Annotated in this window: 18 protein-coding genes; 11 read left to right on the top strand and 7 right to left on the bottom strand. The window is 54.2% G+C overall.

Translation table 11 applies throughout. The features are described from left to right. The 3 genes from hemX to hemC are packed head-to-tail and all read right to left on the bottom strand — an operon-like array spanning position 1 to position 2,888. Complete coding sequence (hemX, locus tag WFN87_RS19150; RefSeq protein WP_336983776.1) at positions 1-1,185, bottom strand: uroporphyrinogen-III C-methyltransferase; 1,185 nt, start codon at positions 1,183-1,185, stop codon at positions 1-3. Positions 1,186-1,203: 18 nt separating this feature from the next. Further along, positions 1,204-1,950: a uroporphyrinogen-III synthase gene (hemD, locus tag WFN87_RS19145; protein ID WP_008455527.1), complete on the bottom strand. Its 747-nt coding sequence runs from the start codon at positions 1,948-1,950 to the stop codon at positions 1,204-1,206. Beyond that, entirely contained in the window at positions 1,947-2,888 is a 942-nt protein-coding gene (gene hemC, locus WFN87_RS19140) for a hydroxymethylbilane synthase (protein ID WP_008455526.1), read from the bottom strand. Before hemC ends, hemD begins: the two co-directional genes overlap by 4 nt. 287 nt (positions 2,889-3,175) lie before the next feature. On the opposite strand from hemC, the gene cyaA reads away from it, so the two are divergent. Next, positions 3,176-5,725: a class I adenylate cyclase gene (cyaA, locus tag WFN87_RS19135; RefSeq protein ID WP_008455525.1), complete on the top strand. Its 2,550-nt coding sequence runs from the start codon at positions 3,176-3,178 to the stop codon at positions 5,723-5,725. Here cyaA and cyaY read toward each other — a convergent pair whose 3' ends face one another. Then, positions 5,726-6,046: an iron donor protein CyaY gene (cyaY, locus tag WFN87_RS19130; RefSeq protein ID WP_008455522.1), complete on the bottom strand. Its 321-nt coding sequence runs from the start codon at positions 6,044-6,046 to the stop codon at positions 5,726-5,728. A 283-nt stretch (positions 6,047-6,329) separates the two neighbouring features. On the opposite strand from cyaY, the gene lptM reads away from it, so the two are divergent. The 8 genes from lptM to corA all read left to right on the top strand — a co-directional run bounded on the left by lptM (position 6,330) and on the right by corA (position 13,272). Then, positions 6,330-6,536 (top strand): LPS translocon maturation chaperone LptM, encoded by a 207-nt coding sequence (gene lptM, locus WFN87_RS19125; RefSeq protein ID WP_336983775.1) that lies wholly within the window; start codon positions 6,330-6,332, stop codon positions 6,534-6,536. A gap of 38 nt (positions 6,537-6,574) precedes the next feature. Continuing rightward, entirely contained in the window at positions 6,575-7,399 is an 825-nt protein-coding gene (gene dapF, locus WFN87_RS19120; RefSeq protein WP_061277805.1) for a diaminopimelate epimerase, read from the top strand. Continuing rightward, on the top strand, positions 7,396-8,100 hold the full coding sequence (locus WFN87_RS19115; protein WP_166995870.1) for a DUF484 family protein: 705 nt from the start codon (positions 7,396-7,398) through the stop codon (positions 8,098-8,100). Before dapF ends, WFN87_RS19115 begins: the two co-directional genes overlap by 4 nt. Then, positions 8,097-9,002 carry a tyrosine recombinase XerC gene (gene xerC / locus WFN87_RS19110; protein ID WP_336983774.1) on the top strand — a complete coding sequence of 302 codons (906 nt, stop codon included), beginning with the start codon at positions 8,097-8,099 and terminating at the stop codon, positions 9,000-9,002. The genes WFN87_RS19115 and xerC overlap by 4 nt, the downstream gene beginning before the upstream one ends. Further along, positions 9,002-9,718: a 5-amino-6-(5-phospho-D-ribitylamino)uracil phosphatase YigB gene (gene yigB, locus WFN87_RS19105; protein ID WP_336983773.1), complete on the top strand. Its 717-nt coding sequence runs from the start codon at positions 9,002-9,004 to the stop codon at positions 9,716-9,718. The genes xerC and yigB overlap by 1 nt, the downstream gene beginning before the upstream one ends. A gap of 69 nt (positions 9,719-9,787) precedes the next feature. Continuing rightward, positions 9,788-11,950, top strand: a complete 2,163-nt coding sequence (gene uvrD, locus WFN87_RS19100) for a DNA helicase II (RefSeq protein ID WP_008455510.1) — start codon at positions 9,788-9,790, stop codon at positions 11,948-11,950. Positions 11,951-12,099: 149 nt separating this feature from the next. Next, positions 12,100-12,156 carry a YsgD/CorL family protein gene (ysgD, locus tag WFN87_RS24175; RefSeq protein WP_353591484.1) on the top strand — a complete coding sequence of 19 codons (57 nt, stop codon included), beginning with the start codon at positions 12,100-12,102 and terminating at the stop codon, positions 12,154-12,156. Between the two features lie 165 nt (positions 12,157-12,321). Beyond that, complete coding sequence (gene corA, locus WFN87_RS19095; protein WP_039289228.1) at positions 12,322-13,272, top strand: magnesium/cobalt transporter CorA; 951 nt, start codon at positions 12,322-12,324, stop codon at positions 13,270-13,272. 65 nt (positions 13,273-13,337) lie between these two features. On the opposite strand, the gene WFN87_RS19090 is transcribed toward corA, so the two are convergent. The 3 genes from WFN87_RS19090 to yigI all read right to left on the bottom strand — a co-directional run bounded on the left by WFN87_RS19090 (position 13,338) and on the right by yigI (position 16,180). Continuing rightward, positions 13,338-14,621: a hypothetical protein gene (locus tag WFN87_RS19090; protein WP_336989466.1), complete on the bottom strand. Its 1,284-nt coding sequence runs from the start codon at positions 14,619-14,621 to the stop codon at positions 13,338-13,340. A gap of 142 nt (positions 14,622-14,763) precedes the next feature. Continuing rightward, positions 14,764-15,657, bottom strand: coding sequence for an EamA family transporter RarD (gene rarD, locus WFN87_RS19085; protein WP_008455504.1), 894 nt, complete (start codon positions 15,655-15,657; stop codon positions 14,764-14,766). A gap of 52 nt (positions 15,658-15,709) precedes the next feature. Continuing rightward, entirely contained in the window at positions 15,710-16,180 is a 471-nt protein-coding gene (yigI, locus tag WFN87_RS19080; RefSeq protein ID WP_008455502.1) for an acyl-CoA thioesterase YigI, read from the bottom strand. Between the two features lie 168 nt (positions 16,181-16,348). On the opposite strand from yigI, the gene pldA reads away from it, so the two are divergent. Beyond that, on the top strand, positions 16,349-17,215 hold the full coding sequence (gene pldA, locus WFN87_RS19075; protein ID WP_034807964.1) for a phospholipase A: 867 nt from the start codon (positions 16,349-16,351) through the stop codon (positions 17,213-17,215). Between the two features lie 63 nt (positions 17,216-17,278). After that, positions 17,279-19,108: an ATP-dependent DNA helicase RecQ gene (gene recQ / locus WFN87_RS19070; RefSeq protein ID WP_166995883.1), complete on the top strand. Its 1,830-nt coding sequence runs from the start codon at positions 17,279-17,281 to the stop codon at positions 19,106-19,108. Positions 19,109-19,114 lie beyond the last annotated feature (6 nt).

Genomic DNA, 19,114 nt, shown 5'->3' with positions numbered 1-19,114 from the left:
TTATTCCCCCTGACTTACGGCAGGTGCCGGCTGAGCGGGGGCCGCTTCTGGCTGCGCATCATTGGCCGCAGGACTTGCCGGCTGAGCAAGCAAATTGCGAACCCGAGTCTGCATCAGCTTTTCAAGCAGGGCCTGGCTTTGCAGCGTTTGCGGAATATCCATATGAATACTTTGCTGGCTCAGGCCATCAAGCTCTTCAAGGAACGCTTTGGTGGCGGAATCATTGGTGTCGTAGTAGGCGCGAACCCACGTTGAAACGTTATCCAGCGCCTGCTTGTAAGTGTCTTCCTGATGGCGTGGCACCGCCTGCGCGGCGACTAGCAGGCGGGAGCGGATGTTTTCGCGCAGGTAGATATCCTGATTCGGCGCCAGGAGCGGAACCGCGGTTTCATCGCGGCGGCGGATAGTAATAAAGCTATCCATAAAGCTGTGCCAGCTTTTCACCAGATTTTGGCGCCATTCGGTAATCGTACCTGACAACTCGCTGCTGTCAGAATCCATCGGGGAATCATCGCTGTCGTTGTCGGCCAGACGCAAATTATCCAGGCCGTTAGAGAGCTGATTGAGCTTGAGGATAATTCCGTCGTAGTCGACCTGTGTTACCGTAGACAGCGTAGAGATATCGTCTGTCAGTGCGCGGCGAGCGGTGATCAAACTTGGATCGTTCATATCTGCCAGGCTGGCGTCAGCGCTTTTCAATAGCGCAGCGGCCGTGGTGACATCCTGATCGCTCCATAGCTTGCGGCCGGCCAGTTTCACAAGGAAATCGGCCTGTGCCAGCAGCCAGGTTTTGGAATCGCTACCGGAAATTGTCGCGACTTTTTGCTGCACTTCGTCCAGATGACGTGCCAGCGCTGCCTGCTGTTTGCTGGCGTCGCTAAGTGCGGTCGTCTGCTGTTTTAGCGCCGCTTCAAATTCACTTTTTTGTTCTTCTTGCTGTTTTTGCAGGGCAATCAGCTGATTTGCCAGCGCATCGCTGGTGGCCGTCTGAGTGGACGCCTGATGCTTACCATAGCTATAAAGTCCGCCACCTAATGCCAGGGCAATGGCAATCGCGATGGCCCCCAGCGCAATACCGGCAATGCCGGAACGATTTTTCTTCGTCACGGGCTCGGCGTGTGATGGCGTCTCCGCCGCGGGTGTGGTTTCCTCAACTATGGCGGAGGAAGTATTTTGTTCCGTCATTGTGGCGTCCTGTTATTGTTAGGTGTGTTGTAACGCGCGAAGCAGCGCGTCATTGTCCGCATTCGCGGCGACCCGAATATTCTGCCAACCCAATGTCCTGGCAAGCCTTGCCAAACGCTCGCTGACAACAAGTAACTCACAGCGAAGTAACCAGTTCTCGCGATACCAGTCAGGCGTAAGCGTATAAAGCTGCTGTAGCATTTCGCCGCTGGTCACGACCAGCGTTGAGATCCCCCGGGCGTGCCAACGGTGGGCTTCTTCTGTTCCATCGTAAATAATAGCGCTTCGCTGATAGCATTCGCAGAAGCTAACTTCTGCACCTCGCGCTTCCAGCGTTTCGCCCAACAGTTCACGCCCGCCATTACCACGTAAAATCAATGCGCGCTTACCAGCAACATTTTGTAATTCAGGTAATTGTAGCAAGATTTCGCTGGTTTCCCGATCTTGTGGGTAACGAATAGGAATATGGCTGACGGTATGGAAAGCCAGCGCTGTCGTTCTGCCGATGGCGAACCAACTGAGATTGCCCGGCCACGGGATGCCGTTACGGCGCAAAAGTGGGGCGGCATAGTCAATGACGTGCTGTGAGAGGACAAAGACCAGATCGCCTGGCGCGAGCGCCGCAAGCTGGGCCGGAAGCTGCGATAGTTGCCGGCCGGGCGAGAACTCGATAAGCGGGAAGCTGTAAGCCACCTGCCCGAGTGTGCGCAGTCGGCTCACTAACTCTTCCCCGGCTGGGGAGGGGCGGGTGACGAGGATCGTCATGCGGGAGCGTCTCCATCATAAACGTCGGCGAGGATTTCCCTTGCGCCGTTATTCAACAGCTCTTCAGCCAGTGAAACACCCATGGCCACGGCATCTTCTGGCTTACCTCGACGTTCACCACGAACCATAATGGAACCGTCCGGCGCGCCAACTAATGCGCGCAGCCAAAGCTCGTTATCTTTCAGCTCTGCATAGCTGCCGATCGGCACCTGACAGCCACCTTCAAGGCGCATATTCATCGCACGTTCGGCGCTCACGCGAACGGCGGTTTCATGGTGATTCAACGGTGCGAGCAGTGCTTTGGTGCGTTCATCGTCCAGGCGACATTCGATGCCGACGGCGCCCTGGCCGACTGCGGGTAAAGACACTTCCGGCGGTAAGGCGTAACGAATGCGATCCTGCATCTCAAGGCGGTTTAGCCCGGCAACGGCAAGAATAATGGCATCGTATTCGCCTTTATCCAGTTTACCAAGGCGGGTGCCAAGATTGCCGCGCAGGGAACGAATCACCAGATCTGGACGCTGCTCGGCTATCTGACACTGACGGCGCAGGCTTGAGGTGCCCACAATGCTGCCGGCAGGCAACTCATCCAGCGTTTGATAATGATTGGAAACAAAAGCGTCGCGGGGATCGTCGCGCTCGCAGATGGTGACCAGCCCCAGACCTTCAGGGAATGCCACCGGCACATCTTTCAGGGAATGGACGGCGATATCCGCGCGCCCGTCCAGCATTGCCAGCTCCAGCTCTTTAACGAACAGCCCTTTGCCGCCGACTTTGGCAAGCGGCGTATCCAGCAGGACGTCGCCACGGGTGACCATTGGCACCAGTTCAACGGTGAGCTGCGGGTGAAAAGCTTCAAGACGTTGCTTAACATAATGTGCTTGCCAGAGTGCAAGGGGACTTTGGCGAGTGGCAATTCTGAGTATATTGTCTAACATGCTTGTTACCGTAATTATCGTCCACTGACCATCCTACCACTCTTAGCGGAAGGCTGTCAGGTTCGGCGGTTTTTCCGGCAACAGAGGGACGTGATTCGTATTATGGAAGAAACAGCCTGTGGCCAGGGCATCTACCACTTTGGTAGCGCATCTTTCTTTACGGTCAACAGGCAAGGTGTTAAATTGATCACGTTTCCAGCAATTGCTGTCCCGATCGTTTATAATAATGGGGACAACAACCAGGAAACGGGTTTTTTCGTAATACTGAAACCATCAGGCGATACGTCTTGTACCTCTATATTGAGACACTTAAACAGAGACTGGATGCCATCAACCAACTGCGCGTAGATCGTGCGCTTGCTGCTATGGGGCCTGCCTTCCAACAGGTCTACAGTCTACTGCCAACGTTATTACATTATCATCACCCGCTGATGCCGGGTTACCTTGACGGTAACGTTCCCCGCGGCATTTGCCTCTACACGCCTGATGAAACCCAACGCCACTACCTGGACGAACTCGAACTGCAGCGCGGTATGCCGCCTCAGGAGACGCCAGCGGGCGAACTGCCGATCACCGGCCTCTATTCTATGGGCAGCACCTCCTCCGTGGGGCAGAGCTGCTCTTCTGACCTTGATATCTGGGTTTGCCACCAGGCCTGGCTCGATAACGACGAGCGCCAACTGCTGCAGCGCAAATGTAGCCTGCTGGAAAGCTGGGCGGCCTCCCTTGGCGTTGAGGTCAGTTTCTTCCTGATTGATGAAAACCGCTTCCGCCACAACGAAAGCGGCAGCCTGGGCGGCGAAGACTGCGGTTCTACCCAGCATATCTTGCTGCTGGACGAATTTTACCGTACTGCGGTACGTCTGGCCGGGAAGCGCATTCTGTGGAACATGGTGCCGGGCGATGAAGAAGAGCATTACGACGATTACGTGATGAGCCTCTATGCGCAGGGTGTCCTGACGCCGAACGAGTGGCTAGATCTCGGTGGATTAAGTTCACTGTCTGCTGAAGAGTACTTTGGCGCCAGCCTGTGGCAGCTCTATAAAAGCATCGACTCGCCGTATAAAGCCGTGCTGAAAACGCTGCTGCTGGAGGCGTATTCCTGGGAATATCCGAACACGCGCCTGCTGGCAAAAGACATTAAACAGCGCCTGCACGACGGCGAAATTGTCTCCTTTGGCCTCGATCCGTACTGCATGATGCTGGAACGCGTCACCGAGTACCTGACGCAAATCGAAGATCATGCGCGTCTGGACCTGGTTCGCCGCTGTTTCTATCTGAAAGTTTGCGAAAAACTTTCCCGTGAGCGCGCCTGTGTTGGCTGGCGCCGCGAAGTCCTTAGTCAACTGGTGAAGAGTTGGGGCTGGGACGAAGCGCGTCTGGCGATGCTGGACAACCGTGCAAACTGGAAAATCGACCAGGTCCGCGAGGCGCACAACGAACTGCTCGACGCGATGATGCAAAGCTACCGCAATCTGATCCGCTTTGCGCGCCGCAACAATCTGAGTGTGTCCGCCAGTCCGCAGGACATCGGCGTGTTAACGCGTAAGCTGTACGCTGCGTTTGAAGCGCTGCCGGGCAAAGTCACGCTGGTAAACCCGCAGATTTCCCCGGATCTGTCTGAACCGAACCTGACCTTTATCCATGTGCCGCTTGGCCGTGCGAACCGCTCTGGCTGGTATCTCTACAACCGTGCGCCGAACATGGACTCTATCGTCAGCCATCAACCGCTGGAATATAACCGTTATCTTAATAAGCTGGTGGCGTGGGCCTACTTTAACGGCCTGCTGACCTCGCGTACCCGCCTGTTTATTAAGGGCAACGGTATTTGTGATTTACCGAAGCTGCAGGAGATGGTGGCGGATGTCTCCCATCACTTCCCGCTGCGGCTCCCGGCACCGACGCCAAAAGCGTTGTATAGCCCGTGCGAGATTCGCCATCTGGCGATTATCGTCAACCTTGAATATGACCCGACGGCCGCCTTCCGCAATCAGGTTGTGCATTTCGATTTCCGTAAGCTGGATGTGTTCAGCTTCGGCGAGCAGCAGCAGTGCCTGATTGGCAGCGTTGACCTGCTGTATCGCAACTCGTGGAACGAAGTGCGTACCCTGCACTTTAACGGCGAGCAGGCGATGATCGAGGCATTGAAAACCATTCTTGGGAAAATGCACCAGGACGCCGCACCGCCAGATAGCGTGGAAGTCTTCTGCTACAGCCAGCACCTGCGTGGCCTGATCCGCACTCGCGTACAGCAGTTGGTGTCTGAATGCATCGAGTTCCGCCTTTCCAGCACGCGCCAGGAGCCGGGCCGCTTTAAAGCGCTGCGCGTCTCCGGGCAGACATGGGGCCTGTTCTTCGAGCGTTTGAATGTCTCGGTACAAAAACTGGAAAACGCCGTTGAGTTTTATGGTGCCATCTCGCACAACAAGCTGCATGGCCTGTCGGTGCAGGTTGGCACTAACCAGGTACAGTTGCCGGCGGTCGTGGATGGCTTTGCCAGTGAAGGGATTATTCAGTTCTTCTTTGAAGAAGCCAGTGAAGACCAGGGCTTCAACATCTATATCCTGGATGAAAGCAACCGGGCGGAAGTTTATCATCATTGCGAAGGCAGCAAAGAAGAGCTGGTGCGCGACGTGAGCCGCTTCTACTCCTCGTCCCACGATCGTTTTACCTACGGCTCAAGCTTCATCAACTTCAACCTGCCGCAGTTCTATCAGATTGTGAAAACGGATGGGCGGGTGCAGGTCATTCCGTTCCGCACCCAGTCACTCACAACAGCCGCGCCGGTTAATCAGGACGACAACTCAGCGCCGCTGCTGCAGCAGTACCAGCCGTAATCAGCGGAAGCTAACCGCTTCACCTGCCTGCTGCGTGCTCGCTTCTTCCAGCAACTGCCAAAACTCTGCGCCGCTACGGTCGCATATCCATTCGTCACCTTTCAGGTTGAAATGGTAGCCGCCGCTTTTGGTGGCCAGCCACACCTGATGCAAAGGCTCCTGGCGGTTGATAATGATTTTGCTGCCGTTTTCAAAGCTGATGGTCAGTACGCCACCGTTGATCTCACAATCAATATCGCTATCGCCGTCCCAGTCGTCCAGGCGCTCTTCAATCGTGCGCCACAGGTTATCGGCTAAAAGGTGAAATTCGCTGTCGTTCATGTCTGCTTCCTGTTGGGATTTCAGGGCAGTATAAGAGCATCGCCGGTAATTAGAAACTGCGGCTCAGGGATCATTCAGGGCCGTAATACTCATCCGTTTTATCTGTGCCACCTTTTGAAAGACAACCTGCGTCAGCGATGAGAAGGGCCAGGTAGCAGCGATTATTTTCTTGCCCGATTTACTGCCAGGTGATTTTCAGCGGTCTGGGTGATGAAGAGTATTGCTTTTCAGGGTTCACCTGCGATGATAGACGGCAGAATAGTGAATCACAGGCTACCCGATAATGAAGAAGATTTTCTGCCCTCTAGCTTTGGCACTGATGCTCGTCAGCCTCACCGGCTGCGGCCTGAAGGGGCCTCTTTATTTCCCTCCGGCTGATAAAAAAGCGACGCCGACAACGCACAGCGCAACCCAAGAACAACCTGTCCAGACGGCACCCGTCCGCAACAGTCGCGGCATTGATGATGCGCCGACTCAGGTTGTTTACTAGCTAAATCGTGCTTTGTAACCGCGCTAATGGAGCAGAAGATGCAGTTCTCTAAAATGCATGGCCTTGGTAATGACTTTATGGTCGTCGACGCGGTGACGCAGAATGTTTATTTCTCTCCGGAGCTGATCCGTCGGCTTGCGGATCGTCATCTTGGCGTCGGCTTCGATCAGTTGCTGATCGTTGAGCCTCCCTACGATCCCGATCTCGACTTTCATTACCGGATCTTTAACGCCGATGGCAGTGAAGTTTCCCAGTGTGGTAACGGCGCGCGCTGTTTTGCCCGCTTTGTGCGCCTGAAAGGGCTGACCAATAAGCGTGAAATTCGCGTCAGTACCGCCAATGGCAGAATGGTACTGAGCGTGACGGAGGATGAGATGGTTCGCGTCAATATGGGCGAGCCTAACTTCGAACCGTCCCAGGTGCCGTTCCGGGCAAACAAAGCAGAAAAGACCTATATTATGCGTGCCGCCGAACAAACCATTATGTGCGGCGTCGTTTCAATGGGGAACCCGCATTGCGTCATTCAGGTCGATGACATCGAAACCGCCGCGGTTGAAAGCCTGGGCCCAGTGATGGAAAGCCATGAACGCTTCCCTGAGCGAGCCAACATCGGCTTCATGCAGGTGGTGAGCCGCGAACACATTCGCCTGCGCGTTTACGAACGCGGTGCGGGCGAAACTCAAGCCTGCGGCAGCGGCGCCTGTGGCGCAGTGGCGGTTGGAATTCAACAAGGATTACTGGCGGAGCAGGTACGCGTTGAGCTACCTGGCGGCCGTCTTGATATCGCCTGGAAAGGGCCAGGGTCACCGCTTTACATGACCGGCCCGGCGGCCCACGTCTATGATGGATTTATACATCTATGAAGAATGCCGAGGAACAGCAAGAAGCCCTTCTTGAGCTTAACGATGTCGCGGTTGCCGAATACTTACAGCGCAACCCTGATTTCTTTATTCGCAATGCCCACCAGGTGGAGAGCATGCAGGTTCCTCACCCGGTGCGCGGCAGCGTTTCGCTGGTGGAGTGGCATATGGCCCGCAGCCGTAACCACATCAATCACCTCGAAGAGAACATGACGCTGCTGATGGAGCAGGCGAGCGCCAACGAAGGTCTGTTCTATCGGCTACTGAAGCTTCAGGGGCGACTGGCTTCGGCTTCCAGCCTGCAGGAAATGCTGAACCGGCTGCATCGCTGGGCGCGGGACATGGGTCTTGCCGGGGCGAACATCCGGCTTTTTGCTGACCGCTGGCGTATCGGCGCTCCGTCAGACTTCACGCATCTCGCGCTGAACCGCCCGGCTTTTGAGCCGCTGCGTATTCAGCGTCTTGGCGAAAGCCAGCACTACCTCGGCCCGCTTAATGGCCCGGAACTTTTGTTGGTCTTGCCGCAGGCAAAAGCCATTGGTTCCGTTGCCCTGTCGCTGATGGGCAACGAGGGCGATCTTGGTGTTCTGCTGTTCAGTAGCCGCGACCCGCAACATTATCAACAGGGGCAGGGCACGCAGCTGCTGCACGAGCTGGCGCTGATGCTGCCGGACTTGCTGGAGCGTTGGATTGAACGGGCATGACCACTTCCGTATTAACGCCTCACGTTGATGGTTTTCTGCGATACCTCAAGGTTGAGCGTCAGCTCAGCCCGCTCACTCTCCTGAACTACCAGCGCCAGCTCACGGCGATTATTCACATTGCCGAAGAGATGAAGCTCACCAGTTGGCAGCAATGCGATGCCGCCGCCGTGCGTTCACTGGCCGTGCGTAGCCGCAGGGCTGGCCTACAGGCCTCCAGCCTCGCATTAAGACTTTCGGCACTACGCAGCTTTTTCGACTGGATGGTCAGCCAGGGAGAGCTAAAGGCGAACCCGGCCAAAGGCATCACCACGCCAAAAGCCGGTCGGCATTTGCCTAAAAACATTGAAGTCGATGATGTGAATCATCTGCTGGATATCGATCTGAACGATCCGCTGGCGGTACGCGATCGGGCAATGCTGGAAGTGATGTACGGCGCTGGCCTGCGTCTTTCCGAACTGGTGAATATGAATTGCAGTCATATAGATCTTTCTACCGGAGAGGTCTGGGTGATGGGGAAAGGGAGCAAAGAGCGCCGCGTACCCGTTGGCCGGGGCGCAGTGACCTGGGTTGAACACTGGCTGGATCTGCGCGAGCTATTTGGCCCGGACGACGATGCGTTATTCCTGGCGAAGACGGGAAAGCGAATATCCGCCCGCAATGTGCAAAAGCGGTTTGGCGAATGGGGTATCAAGCAGGGGCTAAGCAGCCATGTGCATCCCCATAAGCTGCGTCACTCGTTTGCCACCCACATGCTGGAATCTAGCGGCGATTTGCGCGCCGTTCAGGAACTGCTTGGGCACGCTAACCTGTCCACTACGCAAATCTATACCCATCTCGACTTTCAACATTTAGCCTCGGTGTATGATGCCGCGCATCCACGCGCCAAACGGGGGAAATCGTAATGCATTTTTACCGCCCGCTCGGGCAAATTGCTGCTCTGACGTTCGATCTCGACGATACGCTTTATGATAACCATCCGGTGATCCTGCGCACCACTCAGGAGTCGCTGGCCTTTGTGCAGAATTATCACCCAAAGCTCAGCGCGTTTACTGCCCTGGATTTTCACCGCAGCCGTGAAGCGCTTCGCGTGAAAGAGCCGGACATTTATCATGATGTCACCGAATGGCGTCGCCGTGCCGTCGAGCAAATGATGCTGGATGCCGGACTTAGTGCGGAAGAGGCCTTTACCGGTGCCGGTGCCGCCATGGAGAACTTCGCAAAATGGCGCAGCCGCATCGACATCCCACAGGAAACGCACGACACGCTGGCAAAGCTTGCTAAAAAATGGCCGCTGGTGGCGATCACCAACGGTAACGCAGAGCCGCACCTCTTCGGGCTGGATAACTACTTCGAATTCATCCTGCGGGCCGGGCCGGACGGGCGGGCTAAACCTTTCAGCGATATGTATCATACCGCTGCGCAGCGTTTAGGTGTGCCGCTGGAGCAAATCCTGCATGTCGGCGATGACCTGACCACCGATGTGGCCGGTGCCGTGCGCTGCGGAATGCAGGCCTGCTGGATTAACCTGCGCGAAGGCGACCTGATGCGGATAGATGACAGCCGTTTGTTGCCGCATCTGGAGATTTCGCGGTTGGCATCCCTCACCGCGCTGATATAATCAGCAGCAACTCTGTACAAATTTCCAGTAGTTGGCTGAGCCAACTCTTTCTCTTTTTCGGCGGTGCCAATGGACGTTTCTTACCTGCTCGACAGCCTCAACGACAAACAGCGCGAAGCGGTTGCCGCCACGCGCAGCAATATGCTGGTGCTGGCCGGGGCGGGCAGTGGTAAGACACGTGTGCTTGTGCACCGCATTGCGTGGTTGATGACGGTCGAAAACTGCTCGCCTTACTCGATCATGGCGGTGACCTTTACCAACAAAGCGGCGGCGGAAATGCGCCACCGCATCGGTCAACTGATGGGCACCAGCCAGGGCGGGATGTGGGTGGGTACCTTCCACGGCCTGGCACACCGTCTGCTGCGCGCGCACCATATGGACGCCAATCTGCCGCAGGACTTTCAAATCCTCGACAGCGAAGATCAACTGCGCCTGCTGAAGCGCCTGATTAAAGCGATGAACCTGGACGAGAAGCAGTGGCCGCCGCGCCAGGCGATGTGGTACATCAACGGCAAAAAAGACGAGGGCTTGCGTCCGCATCACGTTGAAAGCTACGGTAACCCGGTGGAGCAAACCTGGCAGAAGGTATACCAGGCCTATCAGGAAGCCTGCGACCGCGCCGGGCTGGTGGATTTTGCTGAGCTGTTGCTGCGCGCCCACGAACTGTGGCTGAACAAACCACATATCCTGAATCACTATCGCGAGCGTTTCACCAACATCCTGGTGGACGAATTCCAGGACACCAACAGCATTCAGTATGCGTGGATCCGCCTGCTGGCCGGGGACACCGGCAAAGTGATGATCGTCGGCGATGATGACCAGTCGATCTACGGCTGGCGCGGGGCGCAGGTTGAAAATATCCAGCGCTTCCTGAATGACTTCCCGGGGGCACAAACGATTCGTCTGGAGCAAAACTACCGCTCGACGAACAACATTCTGAACGCGGCCAACGCCCTGATTGCCAATAACTCTGGCCGCCTTGGTAAAGAGCTCTGGACCGACGGCAGCGACGGCGAACCTATCTCAATCTATTGCGCTTTCAACGAACTGGACGAAGCCCGTTTCGTGGTTAACCGCATTAAAACCTGGCAGGAAAACGGCGGTGCGCTGGAGCAATGTGCCATTCTGTACCGCAGCAACGCCCAGTCGCGCGTGCTGGAAGAGGCGCTGCTGCAGGGCAGTATGCCGTATCGTATTTACGGCGGGATGCGCTTCTTCGAACGTCAGGAAATCAAAGACGCGCTCTCCTATCTACGCCTGATGGCCAACCGCAACGACGATGCTGCCTTTGAACGCGTGGTGAATACGCCAACCCGCGGTATCGGTGACCGCACGCTCGACGTCGTGCGACAGACCGCGCGTGACCAGCAGCTAACGCTGTGGCAATCTTGCCGCCTGCTGCTGCAGGAAAAAGCACTGGCTGGTCGTGCGGCCTCCGCGCTGCAGCGCTTTATGGAGCTGATTGACGCGCTCGCCCATGAAACTGCGGATATGCCGTTGCACGTCCAGACCGACCGGGTAATTAAAGATTCAGGCCTGTTCATCATGTATGAGCAGGAGAAAGGCGAGAAAGGCCAGACCCGAATTGAGAACTTAGAAGAGCTGGTGACGGCCACGCGCCAGTTCAGCTACAACGACGAAGACGAAGATCTGATGCCGCTGCAGGCGTTTCTCTCCCATGCCGCGCTGGAAGCGGGGGAAGGCCAGGCAGATACCTGGCAGGATGCCGTGCAACTCATGACGCTGCACTCGGCCAAAGGTCTGGAGTTCCCACAGGTATTTATCGTGGGGATGGAGGAAGGCATGTTCCCGAGCCAGATGTCCCTCGACGAGGGTGGGCGCCTGGAAGAAGAGCGCCGTCTGGCCTACGTGGGCGTAACCCGCGCAATGCAAAAGCTGACGCTGACCTATGCGGAAACGCGCCGCCTGTATGGGAAAGAAGCCTACCATCGTCCGTCTCGCTTTATCGGCGAGCTGCCCGAAAACTGTGTGGAAGAAGTTCGCCTGCGCGCAAGTATCAGCCGTCCGGTCAGCCATCAGCGGATGGGTACTCCTCTCGCCCAGAACGATTCTGGCTTTAGCCTGGGGCAGCGCGTGCGTCATCCTAAGTTTGGCGAAGGGACCATTGTGAACCTGGAAGGCAGCGGGGAGCACAGCCGCCTGCAAGTGGCATTCCAGGGGCAGGGAATCAAGTGGTTAGTTGCCGCTTATGCGCGCCTGGAAACCGTGTAACCTACAGAAACTAATTACAATTTTTAGTGCGTGGGCTACCCTTAATATGTCACTGGCATGAACTTGTTCAGCCGTGTCCCGTTGCGTGTTGACGCCATATTAGTGGTGGCGTAACATGCGCGCACGAATACGCTAAGAGGACACTCGCCTTGGACACACCCAGTAGATGCTGGCTCAATAACCTGTCATCCAGGTACAACTTCTAAGGCTATCCTCTGATGCTGATAGCCTTCGTGGTTGTCAGCGACCTCGTGTATTTTCATTCCGTCGCCCCTTGAGTCAGACTGTTTAATGGTCTGAAACCTCTATTGTTTCTGTCTGTGTGCCAACCGAATTGTCCCTGATCTTTTTTTGCATTGGGAGTCCCGGTCATGCTGAGCGCATTTCAACTGGAAAATAATCGCCTTGCCCGCATTGAGCTGGACGAGACGGATACCCTTGCCAATTCGGTATGGGTCGATCTCGTCGAGCCGGAAGAGAGCGAGCGAGAGCGAGTGCAAACGGAACTTGGTCAAAGCCTGGCAACCCGACCAGAGCTGGAAGACATCGAAGCGTCCGCGCGTTTTTTTGAGGACGAAGACGGCCTTCACATCCACTCCTTTTTCTTCTTTGAAGATGCCGATGACCACGCCGGTAACAGCACGGTCGCTTTTACCATTCGTGAAGGCCGCTTGTACACGCTGCGTGAACGTGAGCTACCTGCGTTTCGCCTGTACCGCATGCGCGCCCGCAATCAGTCCATGGCGGACGGCAATGCGTGGGAGCTGCTGTTGGATCTGTTTGAAACCAAAATCGAACAGCTGGCGGATGAAATCGAAAACATTTATAGCGATCTGGAACAGCTTAGCCGTGTGATCATGGAAGGGCATCAGGGCGACGAATACGACGCCGCGCTTTCGACGCTGGCGGAGCTGGAAGATATCGGCTGGAAGGTTCGTCTGTGCCTGATGGATACCCAGCGCGCGCTGAATTTCCTGGTGCGTAAGGCACGTTTGCCGGGCAGCCAGCTGGAGCAGGCTCGCGAAATCCTGCGAGATATCGAATCCCTGCTGCCGCATAACGAATCTCTGTTCCAGAAGGTGAACTTCCTGATGCAGGCGGCGATGGGCTTCATCAACATCGAGCAGAACCGCATCATCAAAATCTTCTCTGTGGTTTCGGTTGTTTTCCTGCCGCCAACGCTGGTGGCGTCCAGCTACGGGATGAACTTCGAGTTTATGCCTGAGCTGAAGTGGAGCTTTGGTTACCCCGGCGCGATCATCTTTATGATGCTCGCGGGCTTAGCGCCCTATCTCTATTTTAAGCGTAAGAACTGGCTTTAAACCGGTTGCGGCTTTCGTCCTGAAGGCCGCATCTGTCGATAGCATTTATTATCTTGTCTCTGCGATTATCTTGAGGGGCAGTTGCTTCTCAGCTCTAGTACTGTGCGAATTGACCATTTATTTTCATGACTTATTTCGGGATTGTCACGAATGTGATCCATCAGGTAATTTCTACAGGAGTATTCCTTTTGATCATTAGTAGAGTTGACATAACTCTCCTGATAATCAAATGTGGCCGTGTCGTCCATCCCTCGGGCGAGTAACCAAATGATTAAATTTTCTGAGCCATATCTGAATATATAGCTTAATAGATCTATTTTACTGTTCCTCCAAATGTGATGATCTGAGCTCAACAGCTCGATATTTAGAAAGTTTTTATTTTCCTCAATCTTTTTCATGATTTTTTCATCTGCATGGCTTAAGACACTTGTTGCCAAAAGCAGATTTTCATTTTTAGTAGAATGATATGGGAGGGCGTAATTAATAAAGGTTATATTGCCGTAATCTATTGCGTTTATGATATCTTGCTCATCTATTTTTATGTAGTTAGTTAATTCTGGATGTTTTTTGATAAGGAAGTTAAAGCGCTCTACGAACCATGTATTTTTAGCTGAATAGCGGTTGTTTATTTCGGAAGTGATTTCTTCTACAAGATTATTTTTATCACTTTCATTGAGTTTATGATAATAATCAGCGTAGAGTAGGTTTAATAGTGCTGTGTTTGTATTTTCACGAAGTAATGCGTTTTTGTAAAAGATTATAAACTGAAATGGGACATGTTTCGTCTCGGTGCTTCCAGCCATACAGTCCAGCATAAAGGTAAACGATTTTGCAGGATAAGTTTCAACCTCAGCCATTTCGTATAGATAATCAAAAGTGATACTATTATTTGAGCATTCATCATTAAATACTTGCTGAAGTTTTTTTATATTCCCTTGTTCCAACGCAGAAAAAATCATTGCGCGGTGATCTTGCTTTAATTTTTCTGAAAAGCAATAAAAATTATATACACAAAGTGATAAGCTGAACAGTATTATGTACGTATAAATGTCAACTTTTTTGGGTAGGTTAATTAACAATGACAAAGAGGCTGGAAGGAAAGTTATCAGACTCATGGTGATAAAAAAAATCGTATGGGAGCTATAGGGCAAACTATTTGGTGAGAAAAAATAATAGAGTATGTTAACTATTATTAAAACATTGGCAGATAATATTATTTTGATGAATGTAATTTGTTCTTTTTTCTTAAATGCGCCGTAAATAGTGATTGGTGTATAAATAAAAGGAGTTGTATAGATAATTGCTATAACTGCAAGGAATATATAAAAATCACTCGATGATGAAAACATCCATTGTCCTTAAATATTATTAATCCATTGATTTTTTACACTAACATGAATGCTTCTACGTCACTACTCCGTATATTGATTTGTGCCTGCTGCTTCACAGGCACATTACTAAAAAAATTGAGCCTATAACGGTTAGCGTATTTTATACCTTACGCAGACGCCGCTGGGTATAAATCGCATCGGCAATAAACAGCGCCAGCGCCGCCCAGATAAAGCCAAAAGTAATCAGCTTATCTTCAGTTACCACTTCGCCGTAGAACGTCACCGCCAGCAGGAACATCAGCGTCGGCCCCAGATACTGGAAGAAGCCCAGCGTGGAAAGGCGCAAGCGGGTCGCGGCGGCAGTAAAGCAAAGCAGCGGCACCGTGGTGATCACCCCGGCGGCGATAAGCATCAGATTCAGCGTCCACGGGTTCATCCCCATATGGCTGGTGGCACTGTCGGCGATGCCAAACAGGTAAATGCCCGCGATCGGCAGCAGCCACAGCGTTTCAAACAGCATCCCGGTTTGTGCATCTACGGCAATCTTTTTGCGGATCAGGCCGTAAAAAGCAAAGCTGAAGGCCAGGCCCAGGCCAATAATCGGCAGAGAACCGAAAGTCCAGAGCTGAACCAGCACGCCACAGAAGGCCAGCAAGACAGCGACCCACTGCATCCGCCGGAAGCGTTCACCCAAAAAGAGCATCCCCAGCAGCACGTTCACCAGTGGATTAATAAAGTAACCCAGGCTGGCTTCCAGCATGTGCTGATTATTCACTGCCCAGATATAAAGCAGCCAGTTACCGCCAATCAACACGGCGCTTAACGCCAGCGCGAGGATCTTTTTACGGTTCTGGCAGGAGCGTTTCACCTGCGGCCACTGGCGGCAGACAGTGATCAGCGCCAGCATAAAGAAGAATGACCAGATAACGCGGTGGGTCAAAATTTCTGTCGCCGGTACGTAGTGAATCAGTTTGAAATATACCGGTGCGATGCCCCAGATAAAGTAGGCCGTCAGGGCAAGCAAGATCCCCTGACGTGTCTGTTTCGGATCCATGAAGAAAACTCAGCAAAAAAATAGTGAGCAAATAATAACAGGGTTTACATCCTTACCCTACCATGTAGGTAGCCGTTGCGCTGGCAATGTGCAGTTGGTCCTGGTTATGCAGCTCTACTCGCGCTACCGCAACTTTGTTACCGGCGCGCAACAGGCTGCTGCTGGCCGTGAAGCGCTCTCCGCGGCCCGGACGCAGATAATCCACGCGCAAATCGATGGTGCCCATTTTGGACAGACGTTGACGAAGCTCGTCTTCGGTGATGGTATCGTGGCGAGTCAGCGTACTGCCTACGCAGACCAGGCCAGCCGCCACGTCCAGCGCGGAGGCAATAACGCCGCCGTGCAAGATGCTTTGTGCCCAGTTGCCCACCATCATCGGCTGATTATTAAAGCTCAACTGGGCGAACGCTTTTTCGTAGCGCTCCAGCTCCAGGCCAAGCGCGCGGTTAAACGGCATGTGGTACACGAAGATTTCGCCCACCAGCTTGAGGGCGGCTTCTGTGGTCAATACGGGGGAAGACATCGTTCATTCCTCGAACAAATAACGAATAAGTTAACAAAGTGTGTGGTTTATGCTTCTCAATTGTTGCTTTCCACTTTCGGAACCGCAGAGACGTGCTTTGGGGCATCCTGCGGTAAAATGTTTGGTGATAAATATTTAGACACTTTTTTGTTATGGAGAACGGGACCAATGCTGAAACCTCTGGGGTGGGGAGTAGCCGCGATGCTGCCCTTGACCGCCTTCGCACAAGAAACCACCATCGATAAGATTCACGACAAGCCCGCGGTGCGAGGCAGCATCATTGCCAATCTGCTGCAGGAACACGACAACCCTTTCACGTTGTACCCGTACGACACGAATTACCTGCTGTACACCTGGACCAGCGATATGAACAAAGAGGCAATCAGCTCTTATGACTGGGCCAGCAATGCGCGCAAAGACGAGGTGAAGTTCCAGCTCAGCCTGGCCTTCCCGCTTTGGCGCGGAATTCTGGGGGATAACTCCGTGCTGGCCGCCTCCTATACCCAGAAATCCTGGTGGCAGCTTTCCAATCGCAATGAATCCTCCCCGTTTCGTGAAACCAACTATGAGCCTCAGCTATTCCTCGGTTTCGCAACGGAAGCAACGTTTGCGGGCTGGACATTGCGGGACGTCGAGTTTGGCTATAACCACGATTCAAACGGTCGTTCTGACCCAACCTCGCGCGGCTGGAACCGCCTGTACACCCGCCTGATGGCACAACACGGCGACTGGCAGGTGGAAGTCAAACCCTGGTACGTAGTGGGGAGCGTAGAGGACAACCCGGACATCACCAAATATATGGGCTACTACCAGCTTAAGGTGGGCTATGCGCTGGGCGATGCGATTTTCAGCGTGAAGGGGCAATACAACTGGAATAGTGGCTACGGTGGGGCAGAATTTGGCGTGAGTTACCCGATCTCGAAAAACGTTCGCTTCTATACCCAGGTCTATAGCGGCTACGGTGAATCGCTCATCGATTACAACTTTAACCAGACACGGGTTGGCGTAGGCGTTATGCTAAACGATCTTTTCTAAAGCATTGCAGTTTCTCTTCCAGGCGCTGAAAATGGCGCCTGAATTTTAGGTAGTGGGGATAGCGTGGCACAGGCGGAAGTAATCAATCAGGCGTCGCTGGCGAGACAGGTTCTGCAGGATACCTTCGGGTACCAACAGTTCCGTCCGGGTCAGGAAACCATCATCGACACGGTGCTGGAGGGGCGTGACTGCCTGGTAGTGATGCCAACCGGCGGTGGTAAATCCCTGTGTTATCAAATTCCTGCCCTGGTATTTGGCGGTCTGACCGTGGTGGTTTCCCCGCTGATTTCCCTGATGAAAGACCAGGTCGATCAACTGCTGGCGAACGGCGTGGCGGCGGCCTGTCTTAACTCGACCCAAACCCGCGAACAGCAGTTGGAAGTGATGACCGGCTGCCGTACCGGGCAAATTCGTCTGCTGTATATCGCGCCTGAACGCCTGATGATGGACAATTTTATTGACCATCTCAGCAACTGGCAGCTTTCGATGGTGGCAGTGGACGAAGCCCACTGCATTTCGCAGTGGGGGCACGACTTCCGCCCGGAATATGCTGCCCTTGGTCAGCTTCGCGAAAGATTGCCTGCCGTCCCCTTTGTTGCATTAACGGCCACGGCGGACGACACCACCAGGCTCGATATCGTGCGCCTGCTCGGGCTCCACGACCCGTTTATCCAAATCAGCAGCTTCGACCGGCCGAACATTCGCTACATGCTGATGGAGAAGTTTAAGCCGCTCGATCAGCTCACCCGCTATATTCAGGAACAGCGCGGTAAGTCCGGGATTATTTACTGCAACAGCCGTGCAAAAGTGGAAGACATCGCCGCCCGACTGCAAAGCAAAGGCATCAGCGCCGGCGCTTATCACGCGGGCCTGGAGCATCAGGTGCGCGGTGACGTGCAGGAAAAATTCCAGCGTGACGATCTGCAAATCGTGGTCGCGACAGTCGCTTTCGGCATGGGCATCAACAAGCCGAACGTGCGTTTTGTCGCCCACTTCGATATCCCCCGCAACATTGAATCTTACTATCAGGAAACGGGCCGCGCCGGGCGCGATGGCCTGCCTGCGGAAGCGATGCTGTTTTACGATCCGGCGGATATGGCCTGGCTGCGTAAATGCCTTGAAGAAAAAGCACCGGGACAGCTGCAGGACATCGAGCGCCATAAGCTCAACGCCATGGGTGCGTTTGCCGAAGCGCAAACCTGCCGCCGTCTCGTGCTGCTGAACTACTTCGGCGAAGGCCGCCAGCAGTCCTGCGGCAACTGTGATATCTGCCTCGACCCGCCTCGTCGCTATGACGGTCTGATGGACGCGCAAAAAGCGCTGTCCTGCATTTACCGCGTCGGCCAGCGCTTTGGGATGGGCTACGTGGTTGAGGTTCTACGGGGGGCCAACAACCAGCGAATTCGCGATCTCGGCCACGACAAACTGAAAATTTACGGCGAGGGCCGCGAGCACACGACGGAGCACTGGGTCAGCGTGATCCGCCAGCTCATTCACCTCGGCGTGGTGACGCAAAATATCGCCGCGCACTCAGCGCTGCAGCTCACGGAAGCGGCACGTCCTTACCTGCGTGGTGAAGAGCCGCTGATGCTGGCGGTGCCCCGTGTTGTCGCCATCAAGCCGCGCGCCAGTCAGAAAGTCTTTGGCGGTAATTACGATCGCAAGCTGTTCGCCAAACTCAGAAAACTGCGCAAATCCATCGCGGATGAAGAAAACATCCCGCCTTATGTGGTATTCAACGATGCGACGCTGATTGAAATGGCGGAACAGATGCCGCTGTCGCCCGGCGAGATGCTGGGCATTAACGGGGTGGGGACGCGCAAACTTGAGCGCTTTGGCCGCCCGTTTATGACGCTTATCCGCGACCACGTTGACGGCGTGGATGAAGAGTAGCCTGCC

This window comes from Cedecea sp. AS113 (assembly GCF_037152415.1).
Lineage (GTDB): Bacteria > Pseudomonadota > Gammaproteobacteria > Enterobacterales > Enterobacteriaceae > Cedecea.
The sequence above is the reverse complement of the archived record's forward strand: the minus strand, read 5'-3'. Positions and strand labels throughout refer to the sequence as shown.

Bases quoted from the DNA above. Each gene is read 5' to 3' on its own strand.
- yigI (WP_008455502.1), bottom strand. From the start codon at position 16,180: ATGTCTTCCCCCGTATTGACCACAGAAGCCGCCCTCAAGCTGGTGGGC.
- WFN87_RS19090 (WP_336989466.1), bottom strand. From the start codon at position 14,621: ATGTTTTCATCATCGAGTGATTTTTATATATTCCTTGCAGTTATAGCA.
- hemX (WP_336983776.1), bottom strand. From the start codon at position 1,185: ATGACGGAACAAAATACTTCCTCCGCCATAGTTGAGGAAACCACACCC.
- corA (WP_039289228.1), top strand. From the start codon at position 12,322: ATGCTGAGCGCATTTCAACTGGAAAATAATCGCCTTGCCCGCATTGAG.
- hemC (WP_008455526.1), bottom strand. From the start codon at position 2,888: ATGTTAGACAATATACTCAGAATTGCCACTCGCCAAAGTCCCCTTGCA.
- rarD (WP_008455504.1), bottom strand. From the start codon at position 15,657: ATGGATCCGAAACAGACACGTCAGGGGATCTTGCTTGCCCTGACGGCC.
- yigB (WP_336983773.1), top strand. From the start codon at position 9,002: ATGCATTTTTACCGCCCGCTCGGGCAAATTGCTGCTCTGACGTTCGAT.
- pldA (WP_034807964.1), top strand. From the start codon at position 16,349: ATGCTGAAACCTCTGGGGTGGGGAGTAGCCGCGATGCTGCCCTTGACC.
- uvrD (WP_008455510.1), top strand. From the start codon at position 9,788: ATGGACGTTTCTTACCTGCTCGACAGCCTCAACGACAAACAGCGCGAA.
- hemD (WP_008455527.1), bottom strand. From the start codon at position 1,950: ATGACGATCCTCGTCACCCGCCCCTCCCCAGCCGGGGAAGAGTTAGTG.
- dapF (WP_061277805.1), top strand. From the start codon at position 6,575: ATGCAGTTCTCTAAAATGCATGGCCTTGGTAATGACTTTATGGTCGTC.
- lptM (WP_336983775.1), top strand. From the start codon at position 6,330: ATGAAGAAGATTTTCTGCCCTCTAGCTTTGGCACTGATGCTCGTCAGC.
- xerC (WP_336983774.1), top strand. From the start codon at position 8,097: ATGACCACTTCCGTATTAACGCCTCACGTTGATGGTTTTCTGCGATAC.
- WFN87_RS19115 (WP_166995870.1), top strand. From the start codon at position 7,396: ATGAAGAATGCCGAGGAACAGCAAGAAGCCCTTCTTGAGCTTAACGAT.
- cyaY (WP_008455522.1), bottom strand. From the start codon at position 6,046: ATGAACGACAGCGAATTTCACCTTTTAGCCGATAACCTGTGGCGCACG.